Origin of the sequence: Ralstonia chuxiongensis, assembly GCF_024158925.1 — a bacterium.
GTDB lineage: Bacteria > Pseudomonadota > Gammaproteobacteria > Burkholderiales > Burkholderiaceae > Ralstonia > Ralstonia chuxiongensis.
In genome coordinates, this window is sequence record NZ_JAMYWC010000003.1 from 137,328 (window position 1) to 160,422 (window position 23,095).

Here is a 23,095-nt window from a genome sequence, read left to right on the forward strand (position 1 = left end):
GCTAGCGTGCGCGTATACGGCTAGCCGCGCTTGCGGAAGACCACGTCCCACACGCCGTGCCCGAGACGCAGCCCGCGCTTTTCGAACTTGGTGACAGGACGGTAATCGGGGCGCGGCGCAAAGCCGTCGGCGGTGTTTTCCAGCGTCGGTTCGGCGGATAGCACTTCCAGCATCTGGTGGGCGTATTCCTCCCAGTCCGTCGCGCAATGCAGATAGCCACCGGGTTTCAGGTGGGCCGCCAGACGCGCCACGAACGGGCCCTGGATCAGGCGTCGCTTGTTGTGGCGCTTCTTGTGCCACGGGTCAGGGAAGAACACGTGGATGCCATCGAGCGTGCCTTCCTGAATCATGTGCGCCAGCACTTCCACCGCATCGTGCGAAACGATGCGGATGTTGCCGATCTCGCGTTCGCCGATCAGCTTGAGCAGTGCGCCAACGCCCGGCTCATGCACCTCCACGCCCAGGAAATCGTCGTCCGGGCGCAATTGCGCGATGTGCGCGGTGGTCTCGCCCATGCCGAAGCCGATCTCGAAGATGCGCTTGGCGCCGGTGCGGCCGAAGGCGGCTTCCCAGTCGAGCGGCTCGGCGGTGTAGGGCAACTGGAAGCGTGGGCCGAGTTCATCGATGGCGCGCTGCTGGCCGGTCGACGTGCGGCCGGCGCGGCGCACGAAGGAGCGGATGCGGCGTGGATGGCCGGTTTCGGCGCCTTCTGCGGTATTGGTGTCTTGCGATTCCGGCGTGATGTCGTCGGGGCCGGTGCCCGGTTGTTCGTTGGGCTGCATGGAGATCCCGTGCCGGTTGCCCGTCGGTGGAACGAGGGGCGAGCAGGCAACAAAAAAGCCGCCGAGGGCGGCTTCAGACTGTTCGGTGGAGCGGGCGATGGGAATCGAACCCACGGCTCTAGCTTGGGAAGCTAGGGTATTACCATTATACGACGCCCGCGTAGCCAGCCATTTTATGCGGGGTTGCAGTGGTTGGGCAAGTGAGAGCAATGCGGCCAGCGAATTTGAAGTGACGTACACGCCTTTTCCGAGGTGGGTCACCTGAAGTCGGGGGCAACAACGACGTGCGCTGCACCGATGAAATCAACGGCCAGCATGTCATCGCCCCGGAACTCGTCGGATGAAAAGCTCGGTCGCAGCTCGATATCAGGCTTGATCGGCATACCGCCCGATTCTTTGACGGTGGCATTACCCCCCCGAGGGTTTTTCACGCCGCCGAGCCGTACTCCTCTTGTTCTCATCCCACGCCGGGAACACCGTCGAGCGCTTGACCACGCCGTACGCAAAGCTCGTGTCGATGGCGGCGATGCCCGGAATGGCATGCAATTGCCCGCGCACGAACTGCTCGTAGTCCTGCAGGCTTTCTACCAGCACGCGCAACAGGTAATCCGCCTCGCCAGTCAGCACATAGCAATCGAGGATCGCGTCGATGGCGCGGATGCGGTTCTCGAACGTCGAGACCACCTCCCGCGAGTGCTGCTGCAGACGAATATGCACGAATGCCGTGACCGGCAGCCCGTACGCCTCTTCATCAACGATGGCCGTGTAGCCGCGGATGATGCCCGCGTCTTCCAGCAACCGCAGCCGGCGAAGGCAGGGCGAGGGCGACAGGTTCACCCGCTCCGACAGCTCTTGGTTGGTCAAGCGGCCTTCTTTCTGGAGGGCGGCAATGATCTGCCTGTCTTTCTTATCCATGTGATTTTTCCAGAGTGGCAGGTTCTGCTAATGCAACGCACAGAATTAGTGGAAATAGCAAGATACTACTTTTCGTGCTGGGGCATTCTGTCTCCATTCTGAAATCGAGGGTGGCGGCATGCGTGGTTCGACATTGACGGTGGGCGTGGGCGCGCAGGCCGGGCGAAATACCTTCCAGGCCAGCCCGCTGATCGGGTATGCGGCGATGGTGCTGACGGTGCTGATCTGGGCCGGGTTCGCGCTGTCGATCCGAGCGATTGGCGCTTCGCCGCTGGCGCCTGCCGACGTGGCGCTCATCCGATTCGGCCTGCCGACCTTGTTGCTGTTGCCGTTCCTGCCCGCCCGCTGGCCGATGCTGCGGCGGGTGAAACCGCTCAGCGCGCTGATGGTCCTGATGGGCGGCGGCGTGCCGTTCTTCTTCATGGCTTCGGCTGGCGGCAAGGTGACATCGGCCGCGCACGTGGCTGCGTTGATCGCGGGCACGACGCCGTTGTCGGTGGCGCTGATCGCGTATGTGGTCGACCGCCAGCGTATCGCTGCGGCACGTGGGCGGGCGATCGCGATCATCCTCGCAGGGGTGCTGCTTTTGCTGGTATCGCAATCGCACGTGTCGCACGGCACGTTTGTCGCGGGCGCCGCATTGCTGTTGCTGGCGAGTCTGCTCTGGGGCAGCTACACGTTGGGGCTGCGCCGGGCGGGGCTTGATGCCATCGGTTGCGCATTGCTGTTGAGCGTGCCGTCCTTCTTGCTCACGGCGCTGCTGGTGGGCCTGGGCGTGGTCGACAGCCATGTCGGGCACTTCACCGTGGCCAACGCCATGCCTTTCTTGTTGGCTCAGGGCTTGGGGGTCGGCGTGATTTCGAGTCTGTCCTATGCGCTGGCGATTCGTCATCTGGATACGCCGCGCTGTTCCGCCATTGGCTCGTTGGCGCCCGCGCTGGCCTGTCTCGTGGCGGTGCCTTTGCTCGGCGAATCGCTGACCCTGACCGTTGCATGCGGCATTGCCGTGATCACCGCTGGCGTGATCCTCGCAAACCGCGCGTAGACCATCGCATCGCTCTTCCGGAGACCACACCATGCTCGCAAGTCTCACCGCCGTTGCCCCGGACCCGCTGTGGGGGCTGACCGCAGTTTTTCGCGCGGACCCTCGGCCCGACAAGGTTGATCTTGTGGTGGGTGTCTACCGCGATGACGCTGGGCAGACGCCGGTCATGGCCGCGGTGAAGGCCGCCGAGGAGCGCTTGGCCGCCGCAGGTGCCTCCAAGGCTTACCGTGGGCTGGCCGGTAACGCCGGCTTCAACGCCGGGTTGGCGACGCTGCTGCTCGGCAACGACGTGGGGCGTCTGGCGCGCCAGCACACGATGCAGACCGTGGGGGGGACCGGCGCGCTCAGATTGCTCGCTGACTTGATCGCCGTGGCTTCGCCGGGTGCGCGTGTCTGGGTGTCGGACCCAGGCTACGTCAACCACGTGCCCATCATGCGAGCGGCCGGGCTTGCAGTAGACCGCTACCGCTGGCGTGCCGAAGGCGGGCTGCTGGACGCGGATGCCATGTTCGCGGACCTGTGGGCTGCGCGTGCTGGCGATATCGTTTTGCTGCATGGTTGCTGCCACAACCCGACCGGCATCGACATGGGCGTCGGGGTCTGGCAAACCGTGGCGGAGCGCTGCGCCAAGCAGGGCCTGATCCCGCTGGTCGACATGGCCTATCTGGGTCTCGCCGATGGTCTGGAGCAGGACACCGTGGGCCTGCGGTTGCTCGTCGATGCGCTTGATACGGTGCTGGTAGCGGCAAGCTGCTCGAAGAGCATGGGTCTGTACTGCGAGCGCACCGGCGCGGCAATGGTGATTGGGAAGAACAGGGTGGCTCTGCAGCCGGTTGGCGGCGTGCTGGAGCGCATCACACGCAGCAACTATTCGATGCCGCCGGACCACGGCGCGTCCATCGTGGCCGCCATCCTTGGCGATGTCGCATTGACGGCGTCCTGGCGTAGCGAGTTGGAGCACATGCGTCAGCGCATCGTGGGCAACCGGCGGCGCCTTGATGACGCGCTGGCCAGTCTGGGTGCCCCCGTTTCGCTACAGAATCTGTCGCGGCACAAGGGCATGTTTTCCATGCTGCCGTTGGATGCCGATGCCATGGAACGTTTGCGCGCAGATCACGCCATCTATGGCACCCAGGGCGGCCGGATCAATATTGCGGGACTCGCACCGGAGCAGATCGACCGGGTTGCGGGCGCGCTCGTTGCGGTGGCGTCGGATATGGCCTGTACGCTGGTCTGAACGATCTCGATGACTTCGCCCTGAGGCCAGCCAACCAACACGCTGCATACGCCGCGGGCGTCTTCTAATAGCCGCCCTCGGCACGGACGCGTCGGCATGCCGTGCTCCCGGTGCCGTCGCCTAGCGCCGCAGCGCCATCGCCTGCATGGCCGCATCCACAAACTTCGCCGTGGCATGCTCGCCAGCAATTGGCGCTGCAGCCTTGGCGCACGCAGCAACCACGTCGCACAGCGATTGCGGGTCTTCCTTGCAGGCACGCAGCAGCGGCATGGCGGCTCCCGCAGCCGAACCGAAGTGCTGCACAGCCAAACGCATCAACTCGACCTTGACCACGTTGGGCAGTACGTCGGCCAACTCCGGCGGAACGGCGGCCTGTGGCGCAGAAAAAGCCGGGACTGGCGCCGCACGCGGCTTGCTGGCGTCATTGGCGGCGGGCTCGTCGATGGGGGCTGCCACCGCTTGTAGGCCGAGCGTCATGCCGGTCAACGGCGGCAGTTCGTCGTAGATGAGCGACAGGGCGGCAGGTGCGCCGTCGGTTTCTTCGTCTAGCAGCGGCCGGTTGAAGTGGACGATGGGGTCGAACGGTTCAGCAGCCGGCGCGTTTCCATGCGAGATCCCGGGCAGCACGTCGACCATGCCGGCTCGTTGCAGCCCCACCAGCAGTTCGTCTAGGTCCGGCCAGTCGCTCAGCAGTTGATGCAGTTGCCCGACGGTACGGGCACCGTCGATGAGGATGAGCAGATGGCGCTGGCGCATCTGCATGTCGTGGCGGCGCTCGGCCAAGGCTTCACGGCCGTCCTCGGTTTTGACCAGGACGTTCGTCGTTGCAAGCATGGTGACTCCCCGTTAAGCAGCTCGCCCGGCATCTTGATGTGCCGGTGCAAGCTGTACGTTAGTCATCACATCCGGGCCGTGCCATCGTTCGATTGGCGGAGATCGTGAAATGAGGGGCCAACGATTGGTCTAGCTCCGCCACGATTCCAGTGCTGGTGCGGGTTCGCCGGGGGTGTCGCTGTTCTGAGCCAACGACAGGGCGTAGCTCGCATACCACGCCAGAACGTCTGGATTCGCCATCGCATCAGGGTTGGCAACGCGCGCGGGCGGCGCGCCCAGCAGCAGCTTCTTGATCGGCACTTCCATTTTCTTGCCCGAGAGCGTGCGCGGCACGCCGGGCGCCTGCACAACCACGTTGGGCACATGCCGGGCCGATAGCCCTGCCTTGATGCGCGCGTTGATCGTGCTGCGCAGCGTGTCGTCGAGCGTCGCGCCTTCGCGCAGCACGACGAACAGCGGCATGAACGATTCCCGGCCGAGAAATTCCAGGTCGACGACAAGGCTGTCGAGCACTTCGGGCAGGTCTTCCACCACGCGGTACAGCTCCGCTGTGCCCATGCGGATGCCGTGCCGGTTGATGGTGGCGTCGGACCGGCCGTAAATGACGGCACCGCCGCGCGGGGTGATCCTGATCCAGTCGCCGTGGCGCCACTGGCCGGGATACATATCGAAGTAGCTGTCGCGGTAGCGGCTGCCATCAGCGTCGCCCCAGAAGAAGAGCGGCATCGACGGGATGGGCGCGGTGCACACCAGTTCGCCCACCGCGTCGATGAGCGGTTGGCCGGCTTCGTCGAGGGCTTCCACACGCGAGCCGAGGTTGCGGCATTGCATCTCGCCCGCATAGACGGGCAGCGTGGCGACGCCGCCCACGAAGCAGCCGGCGAAGTCGGTGCCGCCGGAAATCGGATTGAGCCAGACGTCGGCCTTCACGTGGCGGTAGATCCAGTCATACGCCTCGGCCGAGAGCGGCGAACCGGTCGAGCCGACCGCACGCAGTTTCGACAAGTCGAAATCGCGACCGGGTTCGATACCGGCCTTCAGGCAATTGGCGAAGAACGCCGCTCCGGCGCCGAAGAACGTCACGCCCGCATCCTGCGCGAAGCGCCACAGCGTATTGAGATCGGGCGTGCCGGGATTGCCGTCGTAAATGGCGAGCGTGACGCCGCCGAGCAGGCCGCTCGCCTGCGAATTCCACATGACCCAGCCGGTGCTGCTGTACCAGTGATAAACGTCGTCGGGACCAAGGTCGAGATGCAACGCGCCCATCATCGTCTGCACCAGCAGCAGGCCGCCGTGGCCATGCACGATAGGCTTGGGCATGCCGGTGGTGCCGGACGAATACAGAATCCACAGCGGGTGATCGGCAGCGACCGGTGTGATGACCAGCGGCACGTCGTTGGCCGTCAGGTCGCGCCAGTCGCGGGCCGCCGGGAAGCGCGCGCGGTTGATATCGCCGAGCAGTTGCGGCACGAGGACGAGGTGTTCGACGGTTGGCAACGCGGCGACCATCTCTGCGACCACGTCGGTGCGGTCGAACGCGCGGCCGCCATAGTGGTAGCCGTCCACCGCGATCAGCACCTTCGGCTCGATCTGGCGGAAACGGTCGGTTACGGCCACTTGCCCCATGTCGGGCGCGCAGACGGACCAGATTGCCCCGACGCTGGCTGTGGCGAGAAACGCCACGATCGCGTCCGGCGTGTTCGACAGATACGCGGCAACGCGGTCGCCGGGTTCCACGCCCATCTTGCGCAGTGCATCGGCCAGAGAAGCGACGCGTTGGCGCAGTTCGCGCCATGACAGGTCGGCCAGTGGTTTGGTCTCGCTGGCATAGCGGATGGCGGTGCGGTCAGGGCTGCCGCCTTCTTCCACATGGCGCATGACCTGATCGACGTAATTGAGCTGGGCGCCGACCAGCCACTGCGCGCCAGGCATGGTGCGCTCGCCGAGCATCCGCGTGAACGGTGTCGAGGCGCGCAGGTCGAGGTAATCCCAGACGGACGTCCAGAATGCTTCCAGGTCGGTGGTAGACCACTCCCAGAGTTGGGCGTAGCCCTCTGGCGTGGTGGCTGAGAAGCGCAGGCCGCGTTCGCGTGCGAGCCAATCGAGGTAGTGGGTCAGGCGCGAACGCGCGATGAAATCAACAGACGGCGTCCACAGCAGGGCGCCTTCCTGGATGGTGCTCATGTGTCTCCTCCGCCGGTCAGGCAAGGGGGAAGGCCGCCCGCTCTATCGATGTGGCAGGTCGGCCAAGGGGGGGGGCGACGGTTCAGATGCCGCCCATGCACAGATACTTGAGTTCGAGATACTCGTCGATGCCGTAGACCGAACCTTCACGGCCCAGGCCCGATTGCTTGATGCCGCCAAACGGCGCGACCTCGTTCGAGATCAGCCCCGTGTTGATGCCGACCATGCCGTATTCGAGCTGCTCGGCCACGCGCCAGATGCGGCCGATGTCGCGGCTGAAAAAGTACGACGCCAAGCCGAATTCGGTGTCGTTGGCCAGGCGCACGACTTCCGCTTCGTCCTGGAACTTGAAGATGGCGGAGACCGGGCCGAAGGTTTCTTCGCGCGCGATCAGCATGTCGGGCGTGGCGTCGGCCAGCACGGTGGGCTCCACGAAACGCTGCGAGCCGAAGCCCTGCATCAGCTTGCCACCGGCAGTCAGGCGCGCGCCTTTCTGCGTCGCGTCGTTGATGTGGCGCTGCACTTTCTCCACGGCCTGATCGTCGATCAGCGGGCCTTGCACCACGCCGGTCTCGAAGCCGTTGCCGACCTTGATGCCGCGCACCTTGGCCGAGAGCTTTTCGACAAACGCGTCGTACACCGAGGCATGCACGTAGAAGCGGTTCGTACACACGCAGGTCTGGCCCGCGTTGCGGTATTTCGACTGCACAGCGCCTTCCACGGCAGCATCGATGTCGGCGTCGTCGAACACGATAAACGGCGCATGGCCGCCCAGCTCCAGCGCGACCTTCTTCACCGTCGGCGAGCACTGCTGCATCAGGATGCGGCCCACCGGCGTCGAGCCCGTGAACGACAGATGCCGCACGATCGGCGATTCGCACAGGGCCTTACCGATGGCGATCGACCGGTCCGCATCGCCCGTCACCACGTTGACCACGCCCTTGGGAATGCCCGCGCGGTGCGCCAGTTCGGCCATCGCCAGCGCGGAAAGCGGCGTCTGTTCGGCCGGCTTGATGACGATGGTGCAACCTGCCGCCATGGCTGGTGCGACTTTGCGGGTGATCATCGCCAGCGGGAAGTTCCACGGCGTGATGGACGCGCACACGCCCACCGGTTGCTTGAGCACGACCATGCGCTTGTCGCGCCAGGTGCTGGCCATCACGTCGCCGGAGACGCGCTTGGCCTCTTCGGCAAACCACTCGATGAACGATGCGCCATAGACGATCTCGCCCTTGGCTTCAGCCAGCGGCTTGCCTTGTTCCGCCGTCATGAGCGCGGCGAGGTCGTCGGCATTGGCGATCAGCAGGTCGAACCAGCGGCGCATCAGCGCTGCGCGCTCCTTGCCAGTCAGCTCGCGCCACGCAGGCCACGCCGCATTGGCCGCGTCGATCGCGCGCAGCGTTTCTGCATGCCCGAGATTGGCGACGTCGGTCAGGTGTGCGTTGGTGGCAGGGTCGTGGACGGGGAAGGTCGCGCCGTCGGCGGCGCCAACCCAGGCGCCGTCCACATAGGACTGCGTTTTGACGAGGGTGCGGTCTTTGATGCGCTCCAGCGCATTGGCGGCGGTGCGGGATGAGTCGAGTGCTTCGGCCATGGCGTTCTCCATAAGGAAGGCGGACCCAGTCGACAAAAAGGGCCCGCCTTTTAGATGCAGCAGTCGCTTAACTCACTAAGAATAACCGAACGATCGTTCGCTCGCAGACTGAGCCGCCAGGCCTTGTGGTTATTGGAAGAGCGTGTCCCACATGGTGTCGACCTTGGTCTTGACGGCGGCATCCATGACGATGGGCTGGCCCCATTCGCGAGTGGTTTCGCCCGGCCATTTGTTGGTGGCATCGATCCCCATTTTGGAGCCCAGGCCCGACACGGGGGATGCGAAGTCGAGATAGTCAATCGGCGTGTTTTCGACCATGACCGTATCGCGCGCCGGATCCACGCGGGTGGTGATTGCCCAGATCACTTCCTTCCAGTCGCGCAGATTCACATCGTCGTCTACCACCACGATGAACTTCGTGTACATGAACTGCCGCAGGAAGCTCCACACGCCAAACATCACGCGTTTGGCGTGGCCGGCGTATTGCTTCTTCATGCTAACCAGCGCCATGCGGTAGCTGCAGCCCTCGGGCGGCAGATAGAAATCGGCAATCTCCGGAAACTGCTTTTGCAGCAGCGGCACGAACACTTCATTGAGCGCCACGCCAAGCACGGCCGGCTCATCGGGCGGCTTGCCTGTATACGTAGAGTGATAGATCGGGTCGCGGCGCATCGTAATGCGCTCGACCGTGAACACCGGAAACCAGTCTTGCTCGTTGTAATAGCCGGTGTGATCGCCGAAGGGGCCTTCGAGTGCGTGCTGATAGCCGCTCGGGTGAGTCGGGTCGGGCTGGATGTGGCCTTCGAGGATGATTTCGGCGCCGGCAGGCACTTGCAGTTGTGCTTGCGCGAGCGAGGGGGTCAGACATGTTGCGAGTTCGGTCCGGCTGCCACGCAGCAGGCCGGCAAACTGGTATTCAGATAACGTATCCGGCACCGGCGTCACCGCGCCAAGAATCGTGGCCGGGTCCGCGCCCAGTGCCACCGCAATCGGAAACGGCTGGCCCGGATTGGCGATGGCGTGTTCGCGGAAGTCCAGCGCGCCGCCCCGGTGCGCCAGCCAACGCATGATGACTTGGTTGCGACTGATGACCTGCTGCCGGTAGATGCCAAGGTTCTGCCGCTTCTTGTGCGGCCCGCGCGTAATCACCAACCCCCACGTGACGAGCGGCGCCGCATCGCCTGGCCAGCATGTCTGTACAGGAATGCGCGCGAGGTCGACGTCATTCCCTTCCCACACAATCTCCTGGCATGCTGGCGACGACACCTTGCGGGGCGCCATGTCCCACACGGCCTTGGCCATTGTCCACAGCTTGCCGGCTTCACGCAGACCGCGCGGCGGTTCGGGTTCTTTCAACGCCGAGAGCAAGCGCCCCACGTCACGCAGTTCATCGAGCGACTCCGCACCCATGCCCAGCGCCACACGGCGCGTGGTGCCGAACAGGTTTGCGAGCACCGGCATGTCGTACTTCTGTGCGCCGTCCACCGGCTGCTCGAAGACCACCGCCGGGCCTTCGGCACGCAGCAGGCGGTCACAGACTTCGGTCATTTCCAGGCATGGCGACACCGGCTGGCGCACGCGGCGCAGTTCGCCCAAGCGTTCGAGCTGGGCGAGAAAGTCACGTAAGTCCCTGTATTGCATGGAGATTTTGTAACCAAAGGTAAGGTGGATCGCCTATCGCGCGGAGGGGCTGGCCCCCCGAACGGTCGTCCAGGCGACATTTTTTTTGTGTAGGCGGGGTGGCCGCGATTGTACGGCCAAAACCGCACGACCCCTTGATGACAGAACGCATCGCAGGTCAGCCAGTCCCAACAACGCGGGCTGTTTCATAACTTTTGGATATGAAAACTTACTTCTTTATGATTGACTTGGAATAACGCGCTTCCTACAATCCAATCCGATCTGGTAATTGTTGCAACGCAACATGTTTTCGGCTAATGCCTTCGCCCAACTCTTCGACGTATGAGGGGCGACACCAGAACACATCAGCATCGCTGCGGGACGTGGCCTCCCCAAGGACACGGCCCGCATTTCTCTGGGCACTAGGGGAGTGCCCCCAACAGATGCCGGCTGACTGCAACAGCGCGGCATCCTTACTAAAAACCGTTGCGACCCGAAACGCACGGCGCCATGCAAAAGAAAGGCGTCTACCGGATCTGCGCAGCGGACGGAGGTAAGTATGAACGGTTGGAAAACCCTTCATTCTTCCGGGATCGGATCGGCGCTGCAACGCCGGCTCGTAGCCCCGGTTGGCCGCCGCCTCGCGCGTGCAGGTCAAGTTGCGCTGCCTCGTAAGCTGCGCATGGAGTTGAACGCAGGGGGCGCCGCCGCGTCCCGCAATGAGTTGCATCCTGGCGTGCTGCTGGTGTTCCGCAGCGGGCATGTCGTGCTCAATAGCATCGGCGTGCTGGCTGTGGTTGCTGCAGTCGCACTCTCGCTTAATAGCGAGTGGCGTGCCGCGGTCGCTCAACGCGTGCTGCATTTCACACCGGGTGTCGACACAAGTGTCGCCTCGGCCAATCCGTCACCCGCGGTTGCGGCTGGCGTGCAGCCGGTTGCCTTTGCGCCGACTGCGCCGTCCGCCGGTACCGGGGCCGTTCAGGCTGTCGCGCCTGCTACGGCCCAGGGCGGCACGGTCGCGGCTGCCGGTTGGGACGCGCTCTCGAAGGTGCCGTCTGTGGCCGAGTTGGCTGCGCAGATTCCGAACACGCAAGTCGTCCGCGACGCACGTGAGTCGGCAACCGCCGGCACCCCGCGAGAGCAGGCTGCCGTGGCGGAATACATTGCCCGCAAGTACCGCGTGGCGGCCACAGCCACCGGCCAGTTGGTGAAGGCGGCCTATCAGACCGGCAAGGAAGTCGGCCTGGATCCGCTGCTCATCCTGGGCGTGATGGCCATCGAGTCCAGCTTTAACCCGTTCGCCGAAAGCGGTATGGGTGCGCAGGGCCTGATGCAGGTCATGACCAAGGTCCACCAGGACAAGTACGAGGTGATGGGCGGCGTCGGTGCCGCGCTCAACCCGTACGCCAACATAAAGGTCGGTGCGCTCGTGCTGAAGGATTGCATCGCGCGCGCGGGTTCGATCGAAGGTGGCCTGAAACTGTATGTCGGTGCGGTCACACAAGGCGACGGCGGCTACGGCGGCAAGGTGCTGCAAGAGCGTTCGCGCCTGCGCATGGTGGCAACTGGCCACCGTTCGCCGATGACGGCGGCGTCGGAGCGCGAATCGGCAAAGCCGGTCGCGACGGCAACGCCCGTGACGCAGGCCGATGCCAAGACGCAAGCCGCCAAGCCGGCTGACAAGCAACCGGCAGCGGGTCAGCAGGAAGAGGCACGGCTGGACGACAAGTCCCAAGGCCAGGCCTGATCAACTTGTTTCGCTGCTCTATATAAGAAAGGCCGTCCTTCTGGACGGCCTTTTTTTGCTTGAGCGAGGCGCGGAGAGCGCTTTACCGGCTGAAAAGCCTGCCCAACCTCGCGACGGCTTCTTCCAGATGTGCCATCGATGTTGCGTACGACAGGCGGATGTAGTGCTGCGCCGTGTGCGGACCAAAATCCAGCCCCGGCACCAGCACCACGCCAGCGTCATGCAGCATCGATTGGGTGAGTGCATCGGCATCGGCGGCATGCGGGTGGTTCACGTCGCGGCAGTCGGCGTAGACATAGAACGCTCCGTCCGGCTTGACCGGTACCTTGAAGCCAAGCGACTCCAGCGCCGGCACGATGAAATCGCGGCGGCGACGGAATTCTGCCTTGCGCTGTTCGTAGATCGCCAGCGCTTCCGGCTCAAAGCACGCGAGCGCCGCGTACTGCGCCACCGCTGACGCGCAGATGAACAGATTTTGCGCGACTTTCTCGAACTCGGGCACCAGTTCGGCGGGCGCCACCAGCCAGCCGAGTCGCCAGCCGGTCATGTTGAAATACTTGGAAAAGCTGTTGATCGTGACGACATCGTCGCCGAACGACAGTGCCGAAACCGGCGCCTGGTCGTACGACAGGCCTTGGTAGATCTCGTCGACGATCGAAAACCCGCCGCGGGCGCGTACCGTCTGCACGATGCGCTGCAGCTCCTCCGGCAGGATCGACGTGCCGGTCGGGTTGGACGGAGAGGCCAGCAACACGCCCTGCGTGCGTTCCCCCCAGTGAGTTTCGACCTGCGCGGCCGTCAATTGGAAGCGTTCTTCCGGCCCCGATGGCACCAGCTTCGCCTCGCCATTGAAGGCTGCCACGAAGTGACGGTTGCACGGATAGCTTGGATCGGGCATCAGGACTTCGCCGCCAACCTCCACCAACACTGCACACGCCAGCAGCAGCGCTGCAGACGCACCCGCCGTGACGACGATGCGTTCGGGGGCAATGTCGAGGCCGTAAGTGGTCTGGTAGTAGCGGGCGATGGCTTGGCGCAGTGGGCGAATGCCCAAGGCGCCGGTGTACTGCGTGACGCCACGCCGCATGGCGTCGGCGGCGGCTTGCACGACGGGCTCGGCGGCGGTGAAGTCCGGCTCGCCGATGCCCATGTGAATGATGCTGCGTCCGGCCAGTTCCAGCTCGCGGGCCTGCTTGGCCAGCTCCATCACGTGAAAGGCGCGGATATTGGCTAGCCGAGCGGCTGTCTGCAGGCGGTGGGCGTCCATCTTGAAGCGAAGCGAAAAAGTAAAGCGAAGAGCAGACGCCGAATTACCGGCGGGCAGCGACCTCGACAGCGCGCACCTGGGCGGCCAGCTTGTCCAGCACGCCGTTGACGTACTTGTAGCCTTCCACGCCACCGAAGGTCTTGGTCAGTTCAACCGCCTCGTTGATCACGACCTTGTACGGAATGTCCACGCAGTGCACCAGCTCGTACGCGCCAACCAGCAGGGCGGCACGTTCGACCGGCGACAGCTCGGCAACCGGGCGATCCAGGTACGGTGTGAACGCCTCGGTCAGCGTGGTTTCTTCGCGGATCGCACCGTGCAGCAGCGCGTCGAAGTGCGCGCGGTCGGCCTTGTTGAAGCCTTGCGCGTCCTGCAGATGCGCCTCGACCACGCCGGGGTCGTTGCGATTGAGCAGCCATTGATACAGACCTTGCAGCGCCAGTTCGCGCGCACGGCGGCGCGCGCTCTTGGCGGGCGCCTTGGTCTTGGCTTGGGAATTGTCTTGCGTCATGGGAAAAGCCTTTGCGCGAGGAAGCGCTTATTCATTCTCGCCGTCGTCGTCCTGGCCGTGATCCTGCAGACCGTCGAGGTCGTTGGTCAGGTTGGCCATTTCGACGGCGGTACGGGCGCAGTCGCGACCCTTTTCGCGGGTGCGGGCGTGGGCCTGTGCATCGGTGTCGGTGGTCAGGATGCCGTTGGCGATGGCGATGTTGAAGTCGAGGCCCACGCGCGTGATGCCGGCGCCCGATTCATTGGACACCAGCTCGAAGTGGTACGTCTCGCCGCGGATGACGGCGCCTAGCGCGATCAGCGCGTCGAACTGGCCCGATTCGGCCATCTTCTGCAGCGCCAGCGGCGCTTCCAGCGCGCCCGGCACGGTCACCAGCAGCACGTCTTCGCCGGCCACGCCGAGTTGTTCGAGTTCGGCGACGCAAGCTTCGCGCAGCGCTTCGCACACGGGCTCGTTGAAACGCGCCTGGACGATGCCGATGCGCAGGCCTTCGCCGTTGAGATTAGTCGGGTAGAAGCCGTGGTCCATGGTGTATTCCGGTTGGGGTTGCCAGTCAGGCAACGTCAAAAAAGAAAGCCGGCGCGGCAGTCCAGGCTGCCGGCGGAAAAATCAATGCGTGGCGGCGGACGAAGCGGAAGTGACGTCAGGCGCATCCGCCATCGACTGGTAAGCCGTCACTTCCAGATCGTAGCCGACCATGCTCGGTAGCTTGAGCGGCGAGGCCAGCACACGCATCTTGCCGACGCCCACCTCCTTCAGGACCTGCGCGCCGATACCGTAAATGCGCGGATCGGGTTTGGTGCGCGGGCGCTCATGCGGCGCGTCCAGCGCGGAGAACTGGGTGAACAGCCGGTCCGCCGAATCGCCGCAATTGAGCAGCACGACCACGCCGGTCGGGGCAGCCTGGACGGCGCGCAGGGCGGCGGGCACGCTCCACGAGTGCGTCGTGCGCTGGCACTCGAGCAGGTCGAGCACAGAGAGAGGCTCATGCACGCGCACCAGCGTTTCGGTGTCCGGCGTCGGCGTGCCCTTGACCAGCGCCAGATGGGCGCGGCCGGCCGCCCGATCGCGGAAGGCGACGGCGTGGAACGTGCCGAACTGCGTCTCCATCGTGCGCTCGCCGACGCGCTCGACGATGCTCTCGGTGCGGCTGCGGTATTGGATCATGTCGGCAATCGTGCCGATCTTCAGGCCGTGTTTCTTGGCGAATTCCACGAGGTCCGGCAAGCGCGCCATGGTGCCGTCGTCCTTCAGGATTTCGCAGATCACCGCAGCCGGTGTCAGACCTGCCATCGCGGTCAGGTCGCAACCGGCTTCGGTGTGGCCGGCGCGCATCAGCACGCCGCCCTTCTGGGCTCGCAGCGGGAAGATGTGTCCCGGATTCACCAGGTCAGACGGTTTGGCGTTCTTGGCGGCGGCCACCTGAATGGTGCGTGCGCGGTCGGCAGCGGAAATACCGGTGGTTACGCCTTCAGCCGCTTCGATCGATACGGTGAAATTGGTGCCGAACTGCGTACCGTTGCGGCTGGCCATCATCGGCAGGTCGAGCTGGTCGCAATGCTCTTCGGTGAGCGTCAGGCACACCAGGCCCCGCGCGTGCGTGACCATAAAGTTGATCGCTTCCGGCGTGACAAAATCGCTCGCCAGGATCAGGTCGCCTTCGTTCTCACGGTCTTCCTCGTCGACCAGGATGACCATCCGGCCGGCGCGGATTTCGGCAATGATTTCTTCGACTGTGGCGATCGACATGGCGTAGCAGGGGTGCGCGCCGCTGACCAACTCCCGCAAATTCGTAATTTCGGGGGCCGTGCGACTGCGTAAATGGGAAGCCCGCTATTGTACGTCAAGGTGGCCCTAAGCCAGTGGGGCCAGCGGTTCAAACAGCGGCCAGAGGTTGGGTGCCCACGGGCAGGCCGATGGCGGCGTGGGTCAGCATGCGTTCCACGTAGCGAGCGATCAGGTCGATCTCCAGGTTGACCTGGCTGCCGGCCTTCAAGTGCTTGAGCGTGGTGACCGCCACGGTGTGCGGGATCAGATTGATCGAGAACTCGCAGCCGTCGGCGTCGTCCCGGACGGTATTGACCGTGAGCGACACGCCGTTGACCACCACGGAGCCCTTGTAGGCGAGATATTTGCCCAGCTCCGCCGGCGCCCGCACACGCAGTTCGTGCGATTCGTTGATCGGCGCGAAATGCGTGACCGTGCCCAGGCCGTCCACGTGGCCGGATACGAGGTGCCCGCCGATGTGGTCGGCCAGGCGCAGGGCCTTCTCGAGATTGACCTCGCCCGGGCGTTCCAGCCCGACTGTCTTGGACAGTGATTCGCGCGACACATCCACGTCGAAGCGGCTGTCAGTTTTCGCGACAACCGTCATGCACGCACCCTGGATAGCGATCGAATCGCCCAACGCCACGTCCGCGAGCGGCAGACCGCCCGAGTCGATGGACAGGCGCACGCCTGCATCGGCGTTGTCGCCAAGCGGCGAGACGGTTTCAATGCGGCCAACTGCGGCGACGATTCCGGTGAACATAAGCAATCAATCCGTGGGGTTGCGGCGCGCGAGGATGCGAAGGTCGCCCCCGATGCGCGAGATGTCGTGAAAGAAGAATTCGGCCGCGCCTTCCAGCGTCTGCAGCGGCCCCATGTTGAACATGCCCTGGCCCGAGCCGAGCACCTTGGGCGCCAGATAGACGAGGATCTCGTCCACCAGCCCTTCGCGCAGCAGCGAGCCGTTGAGCTTGAAGCCGGCCTCGACGTGCAGTTCGTTGATTTCGCGGCGGCCCAGTTCGCGCAGGACTGCGGCCAGGTCGACCTTTCCATCAGCGTTGGGCAGGAGGATGACCTCCGCGCCGCGCTCGCTCAAGGCACGCATGCGGCCCGCTTCTGGCTGGGCGGCAAAAATCAGCGTTGGCTCGTGGTGGCCATCCGTGGTGAGGATGTGGGCGTCGAGCGGCACGTCCAGCGCCGAGTCGATCAGCACGCGGCGCGGCTGGCGTGGCGTATTAACGGCGCGCACGGTCAGTCGCGGATTGTCTTCGCGCACCGTGCCGATGCCGGTAAGGATGGCGCAGGCGCGTGCGCGCCAGCGGTGGCCATCGTTGCGCGCTTCGGTTTCGGTAATCCACTGGCTGATGCCATTGTCCAGCGCGGTGCGGCCGTCCAACGACGCGCCGACCTTCACGCGTACCCACGGCGTGCCGCGCGTCATGCGTGAAACGAAACCGATGTTCAGCTCACGCGCCTCCCGCTCCAGCAGTCCGCAACGCACGTCCACTCCGGCATCGCGCAGCTTCTGCAAGCCGCGTCCGGAGACGGCGGGGTTGGGGTCTTCCATGGCTGCGACCACGCGCGCGATGCCGGCTTCGACCAGTCGATCTGCGCAGGGTGGGGTGCGGCCAAAGTGGCTGCAGGGCTCCAGCGTCACATATGCGGTGGCCCCGCGCACGTCCTGGCCGCGCGACTGGGCATCCTTGATCGCCTGGATTTCAGCGTGGTCCTGGCCGGCGGGTTGCGTATGGCCTTCGCCGATGACGGTGTCGTCACGCACGATCACGCATCCGACGCGCGGGTTGGGCGTCGTGGTGAACAAGCCCTTCTCGGCCAGCGCCAGGGCGCGCTGCATCATGGCGTGGTCGAAGTCGGAGAACATGGGTTTGAAGCGGGAATGAAGAATGGATTATGGGAATGGGTGTTCTAGCTAACAGTCGCCGTTCGAATTTGGCGTGCAGACGCGGGTGCGGCCAGCGGCACTGATGACCACGTTACGTCTATGCCGGCCACTGGAAATTGTTACCGTGGCGCCGGATATCCGTGAGTATCCCATAGGCTCGTAGGAAAGCGCGTCGGCCGGCCGGTTCGAATATAGCCGCACAATGGGCGCCGTCGGCAAGGGTTCGGACAACAATGTTCTTCCATCCGATAGAGAATCAGCGTGGGCCCCTTGGGGAAACTCGAGCAGCCGCCAGCCGCTGGCCCAACCACGGGAGGAGTCGCGCGGGGTGAGCAGTGTTCGAACCCGCCGATGCTGTGCCGTCTTCTGGGCCAAGGACAGCGCACTGGCCAGGCGATCAGCTAGCAGGATGACTGTCTCTTGCTGCCAATGATCAATGATCGGGGGCACCGCTGCTGTGACAAGTATCCCCACGATTGCGGTCACGATGGTCAATTCGGCGAGCGTGACGCCGGCTTGCGGCACTCGTCTTTTCGAACCGTTTACGGCCAACATGCCGATTCTGCAGGCCAACGCTGTCCGGTGCTCCGCAAGACAAGCATGCCGCAGCCAATGTCCTCGCGCTCAGGGATTGCGATGACCTCGACGCATTGGGTTGGCGGCAATTCCGTGCCGAGGCCGGAGCACGGCTGGCTGCGGATGCGGTACCCATCGACATGCGGTATCGGGCCGGAGATTGGCAAACCGTCATACTTTCCAGCGCGCGCATGGCGCACCTCCAGTTCCGATAGGGCGGCGACCAACGCGGTAACGGCTGCTGCACGACGCGTGCGCTCCCAGTACGTAGTCCAAGCCGACAACGCTGCGAGCGCGAGCACACCGGCAATTAGAAGCACGACCATGAGCTCGAGTAGCGTGAATCCATGTGGCTGCCGCATTAGCGCGCGCCCGTCTCAGTCATTTCCCGCCAATTTAAGCGGCCGAGCTGACGCGTATAGCTACGTGTTTCAATTTGTCGAATGCGGCCGCCTTCAAGGTGCCACAGCGTTGTATTCGTTGTTTGGGTGGGCTTGCCACTGGGGGCAGTGCTGGGGGCAGTGCTCGGCGCTTGGGTTTGTACGGTGACGAGCGGCGCGCTAGCGAGTACGTGGCCGGTACGACCGTCCTCGCGAGGCGGCAGTCCCGTCAGTGCATCGAGCAGATAAGCGCGGTCACGTCCCTTGGTATCGCGCGTGGTAAGCAGCAGGCTATGCGAGCCAGCGGTGATGAGGTCGTCAGGGACCTGACCGCCGGGCAGGTCGATGCGCCAACCATTCGGCGAACCTTGGACATTGGGTTCGATGATGGCGCCGGCAGCCAGGTCCGTCACGCCAAGGCCCGCCAAACTCTCGCGCGAAAGGCGACGTGAACCGCTGTCTGCCACCCCATATAGGGTGGCATTGCCCTCGTTATCAACGGCGGTGAAGACAAGTCGCGGACCACCGGCCGTCGCGGCAAGCAAAATCGGCGCGAGGATGCGCTGTATCGAACCGGAGCGCGACGTGGCCGTGAAAAGCGGGAGGCTGCGGTCTGTCTGGTTGTTGCCGAGCGCGTTCAGCCATGGCGGAGAGCCGGTTAGATCGAAGCGCCAGATTTGGCCCTGAGCGTCGGCGGCATAAGCCACACTGGCTGTGCCCTGCGCCCCAATGGCTACCGCGGGCGCGCCCAGGCCGCCACGACTGGCGTCCGCCGGTACCTTGATCGCATAGGCTGTGCGGTTCGGCTGCCAGGCGGCTGTACGTTGCTGATCGAGCGCCAGCAACAGCAGCTTGCTTGCTGCGTTGGCGTTGCTTTTTCCCTTGCCGTTGCCGCTGATGGCAAACCAGCGTGGTCCGGAATCGTCTCCGTTAGGTACGGCGACCACGGGGACAGGCCCTTCCATTTCGCCAATACCCTCGCCGTCGCTACCGTCGTACGCCAGCATGGGTGGCGGGGCGTAAGAGGTCGGATCGGTGACGTCGACGAGGAACAGGCCCGGCGCCATCGCACCGTTGGTGCATGTGAGTACCGAACGCCATTGGGTGCCCGTCCATGCATCGGCCGCGAATGGGCGCGCGCAGACCGGTTGTGGCACCGGCCGCCCTGGCGAAGCATTCCTGGCCGCAAGCGCTAGGACAGCGTCAGGTATGACGGCGAAGCGCTCTACACCGGTGAGGGCATCAAATCCGTGCAGCATGCCGTCGTTGGCACCGATGTAGACCATCCACGGCCGTCGCGCATGTTGCTGTCGGAAATTGAGGTGGCGCGCGTCGAGCACAAAGTCGGGCGGCCCAAGCAGTTGCACGCGTGCGCTCCGCATGGCACCAAGCAGTCCTGTTCGCGGCCGCATGGCTGACTCGCCCTGTTCGTATCGTCGGATGCCACGGAGGTAATCGATCCGCGCCGGTCCCAATTCGTCTTCTGTGTCGATCAAGGCTTGCTGCGTGTCAGATAGGGCTTCCCATTGCAAGCTTACCGGCGTGTGTTGTACAGAGTCACGATTGCGGAACGTCCAGAGCTGGCGCGCATCCACAGACATTGCATTGAGCAGTTCGCCTGCCTCCCAAAGGTCTGTTGGAGCAGGGGCATCGACCGTACCCAGCGTAGGTAGAAAGTGGAGGGCCCTCAGACGACCGCTCCATGCGTCGGCGCCCCGCGCGACGATGATGTGTGTCGGCAAATGCCACGCTGGGTGATCCTTAGGTGCTGCAGGCATTGAAACTCCCAGGATAGCCATCAGCACGACGGCGATGGGCCTGCACATCAAAGCTCTGTCCCCCGGGGGCGAAAGATGGTTTGCAGTCTCACATTGACGGCTTCGTCTGCTCCGAAACCTACTGCCGTAATGCGGAAGAGCACAGGCGCGCGGGACGCATTGGCGTGGATCCATTGACCAGGCACGGCGTCGCTGATCGGCTCTATGACATAGCGGGCACGATGTGCCGGTTGACGCCAACCGTCTTCAGAGGAAAGAAGCGGTATCGCATGGCGTTCGTCGAGCAGCAGCCCCGAAAGCGTCTCGACGGACTGTCCCTCTTGTGGCCAGCACAGGCCGCGATTCGCTGTCTCCTTTCCGCATTGTTGTGGAACAAAGCCGGCCAAGGAGACGGGATCGAGTGCCGCAACGCGTGCGGCGTCCGGTTCGGTATGGCAGCCTTCGCGGTGGGGGGTGTCTGCGGCGATCGCGATCTCACATTCCGCGGCGGCCAACGCCCTTTCTGCTTCGTGCATCGCGAGCGCATGGTCGGCAGACAGCGCGGCGCGACGGTTGTGGTCTAGGACCAGATGCAGGGAGCCCATCATGAGTAGCCCCATGATGATCACTGCGCCAGTGACGGCAATCATTGAGAAGCCGCTCCTGTTGACGCGCGGGTTCAGCATGCGTCGACCTCGCAGCGCAGTGGGTTACGCACCGCAAACGCGGCCCCGAAATGGGCGCGGTTGCGACGTAGGTCTGCCGGTCGGAAGTGGAGGTCTTCGGCGAGGGCATCTGGCTCTGCAGCCAGTCCGGGGAACAGGGAGATCGTGTCCGCGCTGGGCGGCTTGAGGGCATAGCGATCTCCCTGCACAACGACAGCGACATGGACGAGCCGTACGCGATACCAATCGTCGTCGTGCATGAAGCGCGCAGACTTAATGGTGGCGGTCGACGTTTCGGTCGGGGCAACTGTGTAGAGCAACTGGAGGGTTTCGACACCGCGGACGATGGCGTCGGACGAGCCATCGGTGGGGGTGTCGGTGTTTCGTTGGAAAGCACGACAGACGAGTTGCGGCACCTTTGCGGCATCGCTGTAGTTGACGTAGAGCATGAGACCGCCCAAACGCGGGTCGCCTAGTGTTGCTTGGCGCTCCGGTACGCTGTAGCCGAGGCAGTCGCGCATGGCGCCGTCACCAGCTATACCTCGGCCGGAAAAGCGCACCAATAGTGCATCGCTTGCACCTTCACCAGGGCGGTCACAGTTGAAAGCTGGAATCATATGTGGCCGTCCGCAGTTGTCTTTGCCGAGCAGCGATGAAACGGCATTCGAGCTTGGCCAGCGCCGTACCGACGACGCGATCGGCGTATCGGTGATCCAACCTGCCTGACGTATCACCTTGCCGATGAATTCAAGAGCCTCCATGCCACGATCCTGGATCAGGGCTTCGTCGGCTATCCGCTGGTAGCGGGCTCGCGCGATGAGGGTCAATTGCAGCGCGATGCCCAACACCATCAATGCGATGGTCATGCCAACCAACAGTTCGACGAGCGATACCCCGCGCGCAGGCGGGGCTAGCGGTCGGGCCATCTCAGCGAATTTCCGTTTGCTCGAGTTGAGCGCGTGTGTCTACGCCAAGTTGATTCGCAGCGTGACTGAGGGCGCGCAGGTTATCAAATGCGCGGAACATGGCTGCCGCGCCCAGCGACAGAATAGCCAGGGCGATGAGCGATTCGATCAGGATGGCGCCGTGCTGGCGCAGCGGGGTGCGGGGGAGGTGACGACGGTACTTAGGCATGAGTCGGCAAAGGCGCGTTGGGCGCCACAAGAACCGACCTACCTTAGGAGATATGCGGGTGTTTGACTGTTACGTTTGGTGGCGATCGCTACTGTGTTGCCGTGGGAATGCAGGTGGTGTCTGCAGCGGGGTCACATGTTCGCGCGCGGCCAAGCGCATTGACGATGACACGGCGCGTTATGCCACCACCTTGGTTGTACGTGACATAGAACGATGCAATGACCTGAGGCTGCCGCGTGACGCTAGTGGTATAGCCATTTGGGCCGTAGATCAAATAGCTGCCACTCGTTGTGCCAACGCCTCCTGCAAACGCTGTGCTGTTGTAGCTAATGCTCATGCCTGCAGGGAGTGGGTCATACTGATTAATGAGGATGTCGGTGCCAGGCGTGTACAAACCGTCCGGATTCTGGCCCTCGGAGAAGACTTGCCACCCATTCTTCCAATCACCGCCGAGTGGAGCGATTGTGACGTAGCTATTGCTGGCCAGTGCTCGGGTGCGTGCCTGTCCGATGGCGGATGTGATGGCGTCCGTTGTGGTCAGGATGCGTTGTTTGCGCATGAAGTCGTTGAGGCTGGGGGCCGCCAGTACCAACATCACCGAAATCACGGCGATGGTGACCAGCAGCTCTAACAACGAGAAGGCGCGTTGCCGACGAGAAATTGTGAAAGAAAGGATGCCCATGACGCTTACCAGCACCCAGAGGTCGGCGGAATGACGTACGCCGTCGTTCCCGTGATGATGTTCGCCTTCTCCCCTGTGCTGCGATAGACGAGCGTGCCACAAGTCGGGTCACCCTTGTTGGGTATGGCTTGCAGTTCAACGCACTGATCTGGTGTGCCGTAGGCCGGGCAAGCGCCTGCGGCGATCCTGTAGCTAGGCGTAAAGGAGGCACTGGGAGCTGTATCACCGGAATATTGCTTGTAGCCTTGCCATACCTGGTTCAAGGTGGTGGCGTTTACGGCGTACGTATTCACCTGCGCGTAGTGCCGCTCGAACAGTTGCATGTTCTCCATCAACGAGGCCTTTGCTTCGGCGCGGCGGCCCTTCTGTAGATATTGCGTATAGGAAGGGTATGCCACCGCCGACAGGATGGCGACGATGGCGATCGTGATCATCAGTTCTACCAACGTGAAACCGTGTTGACGAGGTAGGGGAGGGTGGAGCGCACTCATAATG

General features: G+C 63.8%; 24 protein-coding genes and 1 tRNA gene. 3 read left to right on the forward strand and 22 right to left on the reverse strand.

What is annotated here, in order from left to right:
- Window positions 1-20: 20 nt before the first annotated feature.
- From trmB to NKG59_RS09830, 4 genes are all read right to left on the reverse strand, one after another.
- The gene (gene trmB, locus NKG59_RS09820; RefSeq protein ID WP_253536575.1) at window positions 21-782 is read right to left on the reverse strand and encodes a tRNA (guanosine(46)-N7)-methyltransferase TrmB; all 762 of its coding nucleotides are present in this window, start codon (window positions 780-782) and stop codon (window positions 21-23) included.
- An 86-nt stretch (window positions 783-868) separates the two neighbouring features.
- Window positions 869-942, reverse strand: a tRNA-Gly gene (locus NKG59_RS09825).
- A gap of 97 nt (window positions 943-1,039) precedes the next feature.
- Window positions 1,040-1,165: a hypothetical protein gene (locus tag NKG59_RS26405; RefSeq protein ID WP_301288122.1), complete on the reverse strand. Its 126-nt coding sequence runs from the start codon at window positions 1,163-1,165 to the stop codon at window positions 1,040-1,042.
- Window positions 1,166-1,190: 25 nt separating this feature from the next.
- Window positions 1,191-1,697, reverse strand: a complete 507-nt coding sequence (locus tag NKG59_RS09830) for an Lrp/AsnC family transcriptional regulator (protein WP_045204613.1) — start codon at window positions 1,695-1,697, stop codon at window positions 1,191-1,193.
- 118 nt (window positions 1,698-1,815) lie between these two features.
- Here NKG59_RS09830 and NKG59_RS09835 point away from each other — a divergent pair, with 118 nt between their 5' ends.
- Together NKG59_RS09835 and NKG59_RS09840 are read left to right on the forward strand one after the other, a co-directional pair.
- Complete coding sequence (locus NKG59_RS09835; protein ID WP_253536576.1) at window positions 1,816-2,742, forward strand: DMT family transporter; 927 nt, start codon at window positions 1,816-1,818, stop codon at window positions 2,740-2,742.
- A gap of 31 nt (window positions 2,743-2,773) precedes the next feature.
- Window positions 2,774-3,979, forward strand: a complete 1,206-nt coding sequence (locus tag NKG59_RS09840; RefSeq protein WP_253536577.1) for an amino acid aminotransferase — start codon at window positions 2,774-2,776, stop codon at window positions 3,977-3,979.
- Between the two features lie 120 nt (window positions 3,980-4,099).
- On the opposite strand, the gene NKG59_RS09845 is transcribed toward NKG59_RS09840, so the two are convergent.
- From NKG59_RS09845 to ubiD, 4 genes are all read right to left on the reverse strand, one after another.
- On the reverse strand, window positions 4,100-4,813 hold the full coding sequence (locus NKG59_RS09845; protein ID WP_253536578.1) for a hypothetical protein: 714 nt from the start codon (window positions 4,811-4,813) through the stop codon (window positions 4,100-4,102).
- 129 nt (window positions 4,814-4,942) lie between these two features.
- Window positions 4,943-6,997 (reverse strand): acetoacetate--CoA ligase, encoded by a 2,055-nt coding sequence (locus NKG59_RS09850; RefSeq protein ID WP_253536579.1) that lies wholly within the window; start codon window positions 6,995-6,997, stop codon window positions 4,943-4,945.
- Window positions 6,998-7,079: 82 nt separating this feature from the next.
- Window positions 7,080-8,591 carry an NAD-dependent succinate-semialdehyde dehydrogenase gene (locus NKG59_RS09855; RefSeq protein WP_253536580.1) on the reverse strand — a complete coding sequence of 504 codons (1,512 nt, stop codon included), beginning with the start codon at window positions 8,589-8,591 and terminating at the stop codon, window positions 7,080-7,082.
- 129 nt (window positions 8,592-8,720) lie between these two features.
- Window positions 8,721-10,232, reverse strand: coding sequence for a 4-hydroxy-3-polyprenylbenzoate decarboxylase (gene ubiD / locus NKG59_RS09860; RefSeq protein WP_253536581.1), 1,512 nt, complete (start codon window positions 10,230-10,232; stop codon window positions 8,721-8,723).
- A 538-nt stretch (window positions 10,233-10,770) separates the two neighbouring features.
- Here ubiD and NKG59_RS09865 point away from each other — a divergent pair.
- Window positions 10,771-11,958: a lytic transglycosylase domain-containing protein gene (locus NKG59_RS09865; RefSeq protein ID WP_045204607.1), complete on the forward strand. Its 1,188-nt coding sequence runs from the start codon at window positions 10,771-10,773 to the stop codon at window positions 11,956-11,958.
- An 82-nt stretch (window positions 11,959-12,040) separates the two neighbouring features.
- Here the strand turns inward: NKG59_RS09865 and NKG59_RS09870 are convergent, their stop codons facing one another.
- The 14 genes from NKG59_RS09870 to NKG59_RS09930 form a co-directional block, all read right to left on the reverse strand.
- Window positions 12,041-13,225: a pyridoxal phosphate-dependent aminotransferase gene (locus NKG59_RS09870; protein ID WP_253536582.1), complete on the reverse strand. Its 1,185-nt coding sequence runs from the start codon at window positions 13,223-13,225 to the stop codon at window positions 12,041-12,043.
- A 43-nt stretch (window positions 13,226-13,268) separates the two neighbouring features.
- Window positions 13,269-13,736, reverse strand: a complete 468-nt coding sequence (nusB, locus tag NKG59_RS09875) for a transcription antitermination factor NusB (RefSeq protein WP_012761449.1) — start codon at window positions 13,734-13,736, stop codon at window positions 13,269-13,271.
- 27 nt (window positions 13,737-13,763) lie between these two features.
- On the reverse strand, window positions 13,764-14,264 hold the full coding sequence (gene ribH, locus NKG59_RS09880; RefSeq protein ID WP_024976377.1) for a 6,7-dimethyl-8-ribityllumazine synthase: 501 nt from the start codon (window positions 14,262-14,264) through the stop codon (window positions 13,764-13,766).
- Between the two features lie 81 nt (window positions 14,265-14,345).
- A complete protein-coding gene (gene ribBA / locus NKG59_RS09885; RefSeq protein ID WP_253536583.1) occupies window positions 14,346-15,485 on the reverse strand; it encodes a bifunctional 3,4-dihydroxy-2-butanone-4-phosphate synthase/GTP cyclohydrolase II in 1,140 nt (379 codons plus the stop codon).
- Window positions 15,486-15,612: 127 nt separating this feature from the next.
- A complete protein-coding gene (locus tag NKG59_RS09890; protein WP_253536584.1) occupies window positions 15,613-16,266 on the reverse strand; it encodes a riboflavin synthase in 654 nt (217 codons plus the stop codon).
- A gap of 6 nt (window positions 16,267-16,272) precedes the next feature.
- Window positions 16,273-17,385 (reverse strand): bifunctional diaminohydroxyphosphoribosylaminopyrimidine deaminase/5-amino-6-(5-phosphoribosylamino)uracil reductase RibD, encoded by a 1,113-nt coding sequence (gene ribD / locus NKG59_RS09895; RefSeq protein ID WP_024976374.1) that lies wholly within the window; start codon window positions 17,383-17,385, stop codon window positions 16,273-16,275.
- A 48-nt stretch (window positions 17,386-17,433) separates the two neighbouring features.
- Complete coding sequence (locus NKG59_RS09900) at window positions 17,434-17,961, reverse strand: GspH/FimT family pseudopilin (protein WP_253536585.1); 528 nt, start codon at window positions 17,959-17,961, stop codon at window positions 17,434-17,436.
- The gene (locus tag NKG59_RS26410; RefSeq protein WP_301288123.1) at window positions 17,949-18,344 is read right to left on the reverse strand and encodes a type IV pilin protein; all 396 of its coding nucleotides are present in this window, start codon (window positions 18,342-18,344) and stop codon (window positions 17,949-17,951) included. Before NKG59_RS26410 ends, NKG59_RS09900 begins: the two co-directional genes overlap by 13 nt.
- A complete protein-coding gene (locus NKG59_RS09905) occupies window positions 18,344-20,140 on the reverse strand; it encodes a pilus assembly protein (RefSeq protein WP_253536586.1) in 1,797 nt (598 codons plus the stop codon). The genes NKG59_RS26410 and NKG59_RS09905 overlap by 1 nt, the downstream gene beginning before the upstream one ends.
- A gap of 47 nt (window positions 20,141-20,187) precedes the next feature.
- The gene (locus NKG59_RS09910) at window positions 20,188-20,769 is read right to left on the reverse strand and encodes a pilus assembly protein (protein WP_253536587.1); all 582 of its coding nucleotides are present in this window, start codon (window positions 20,767-20,769) and stop codon (window positions 20,188-20,190) included.
- Between the two features lie 29 nt (window positions 20,770-20,798).
- A complete protein-coding gene (locus NKG59_RS09915) occupies window positions 20,799-21,710 on the reverse strand; it encodes a PilW family protein (RefSeq protein WP_253536588.1) in 912 nt (303 codons plus the stop codon).
- Window position 21,711: 1 nt separating this feature from the next.
- Window positions 21,712-21,918 (reverse strand): type IV pilus modification PilV family protein, encoded by a 207-nt coding sequence (locus NKG59_RS09920; RefSeq protein WP_253536589.1) that lies wholly within the window; start codon window positions 21,916-21,918, stop codon window positions 21,712-21,714.
- Between the two features lie 88 nt (window positions 21,919-22,006).
- Window positions 22,007-22,600, reverse strand: coding sequence for a GspH/FimT family pseudopilin (locus NKG59_RS09925; RefSeq protein ID WP_253536590.1), 594 nt, complete (start codon window positions 22,598-22,600; stop codon window positions 22,007-22,009).
- A 5-nt stretch (window positions 22,601-22,605) separates the two neighbouring features.
- Window positions 22,606-23,091, reverse strand: coding sequence for a type IV pilin protein (locus tag NKG59_RS09930; RefSeq protein WP_253536591.1), 486 nt, complete (start codon window positions 23,089-23,091; stop codon window positions 22,606-22,608).
- Window positions 23,092-23,095: the final 4 nt, after the last annotated feature.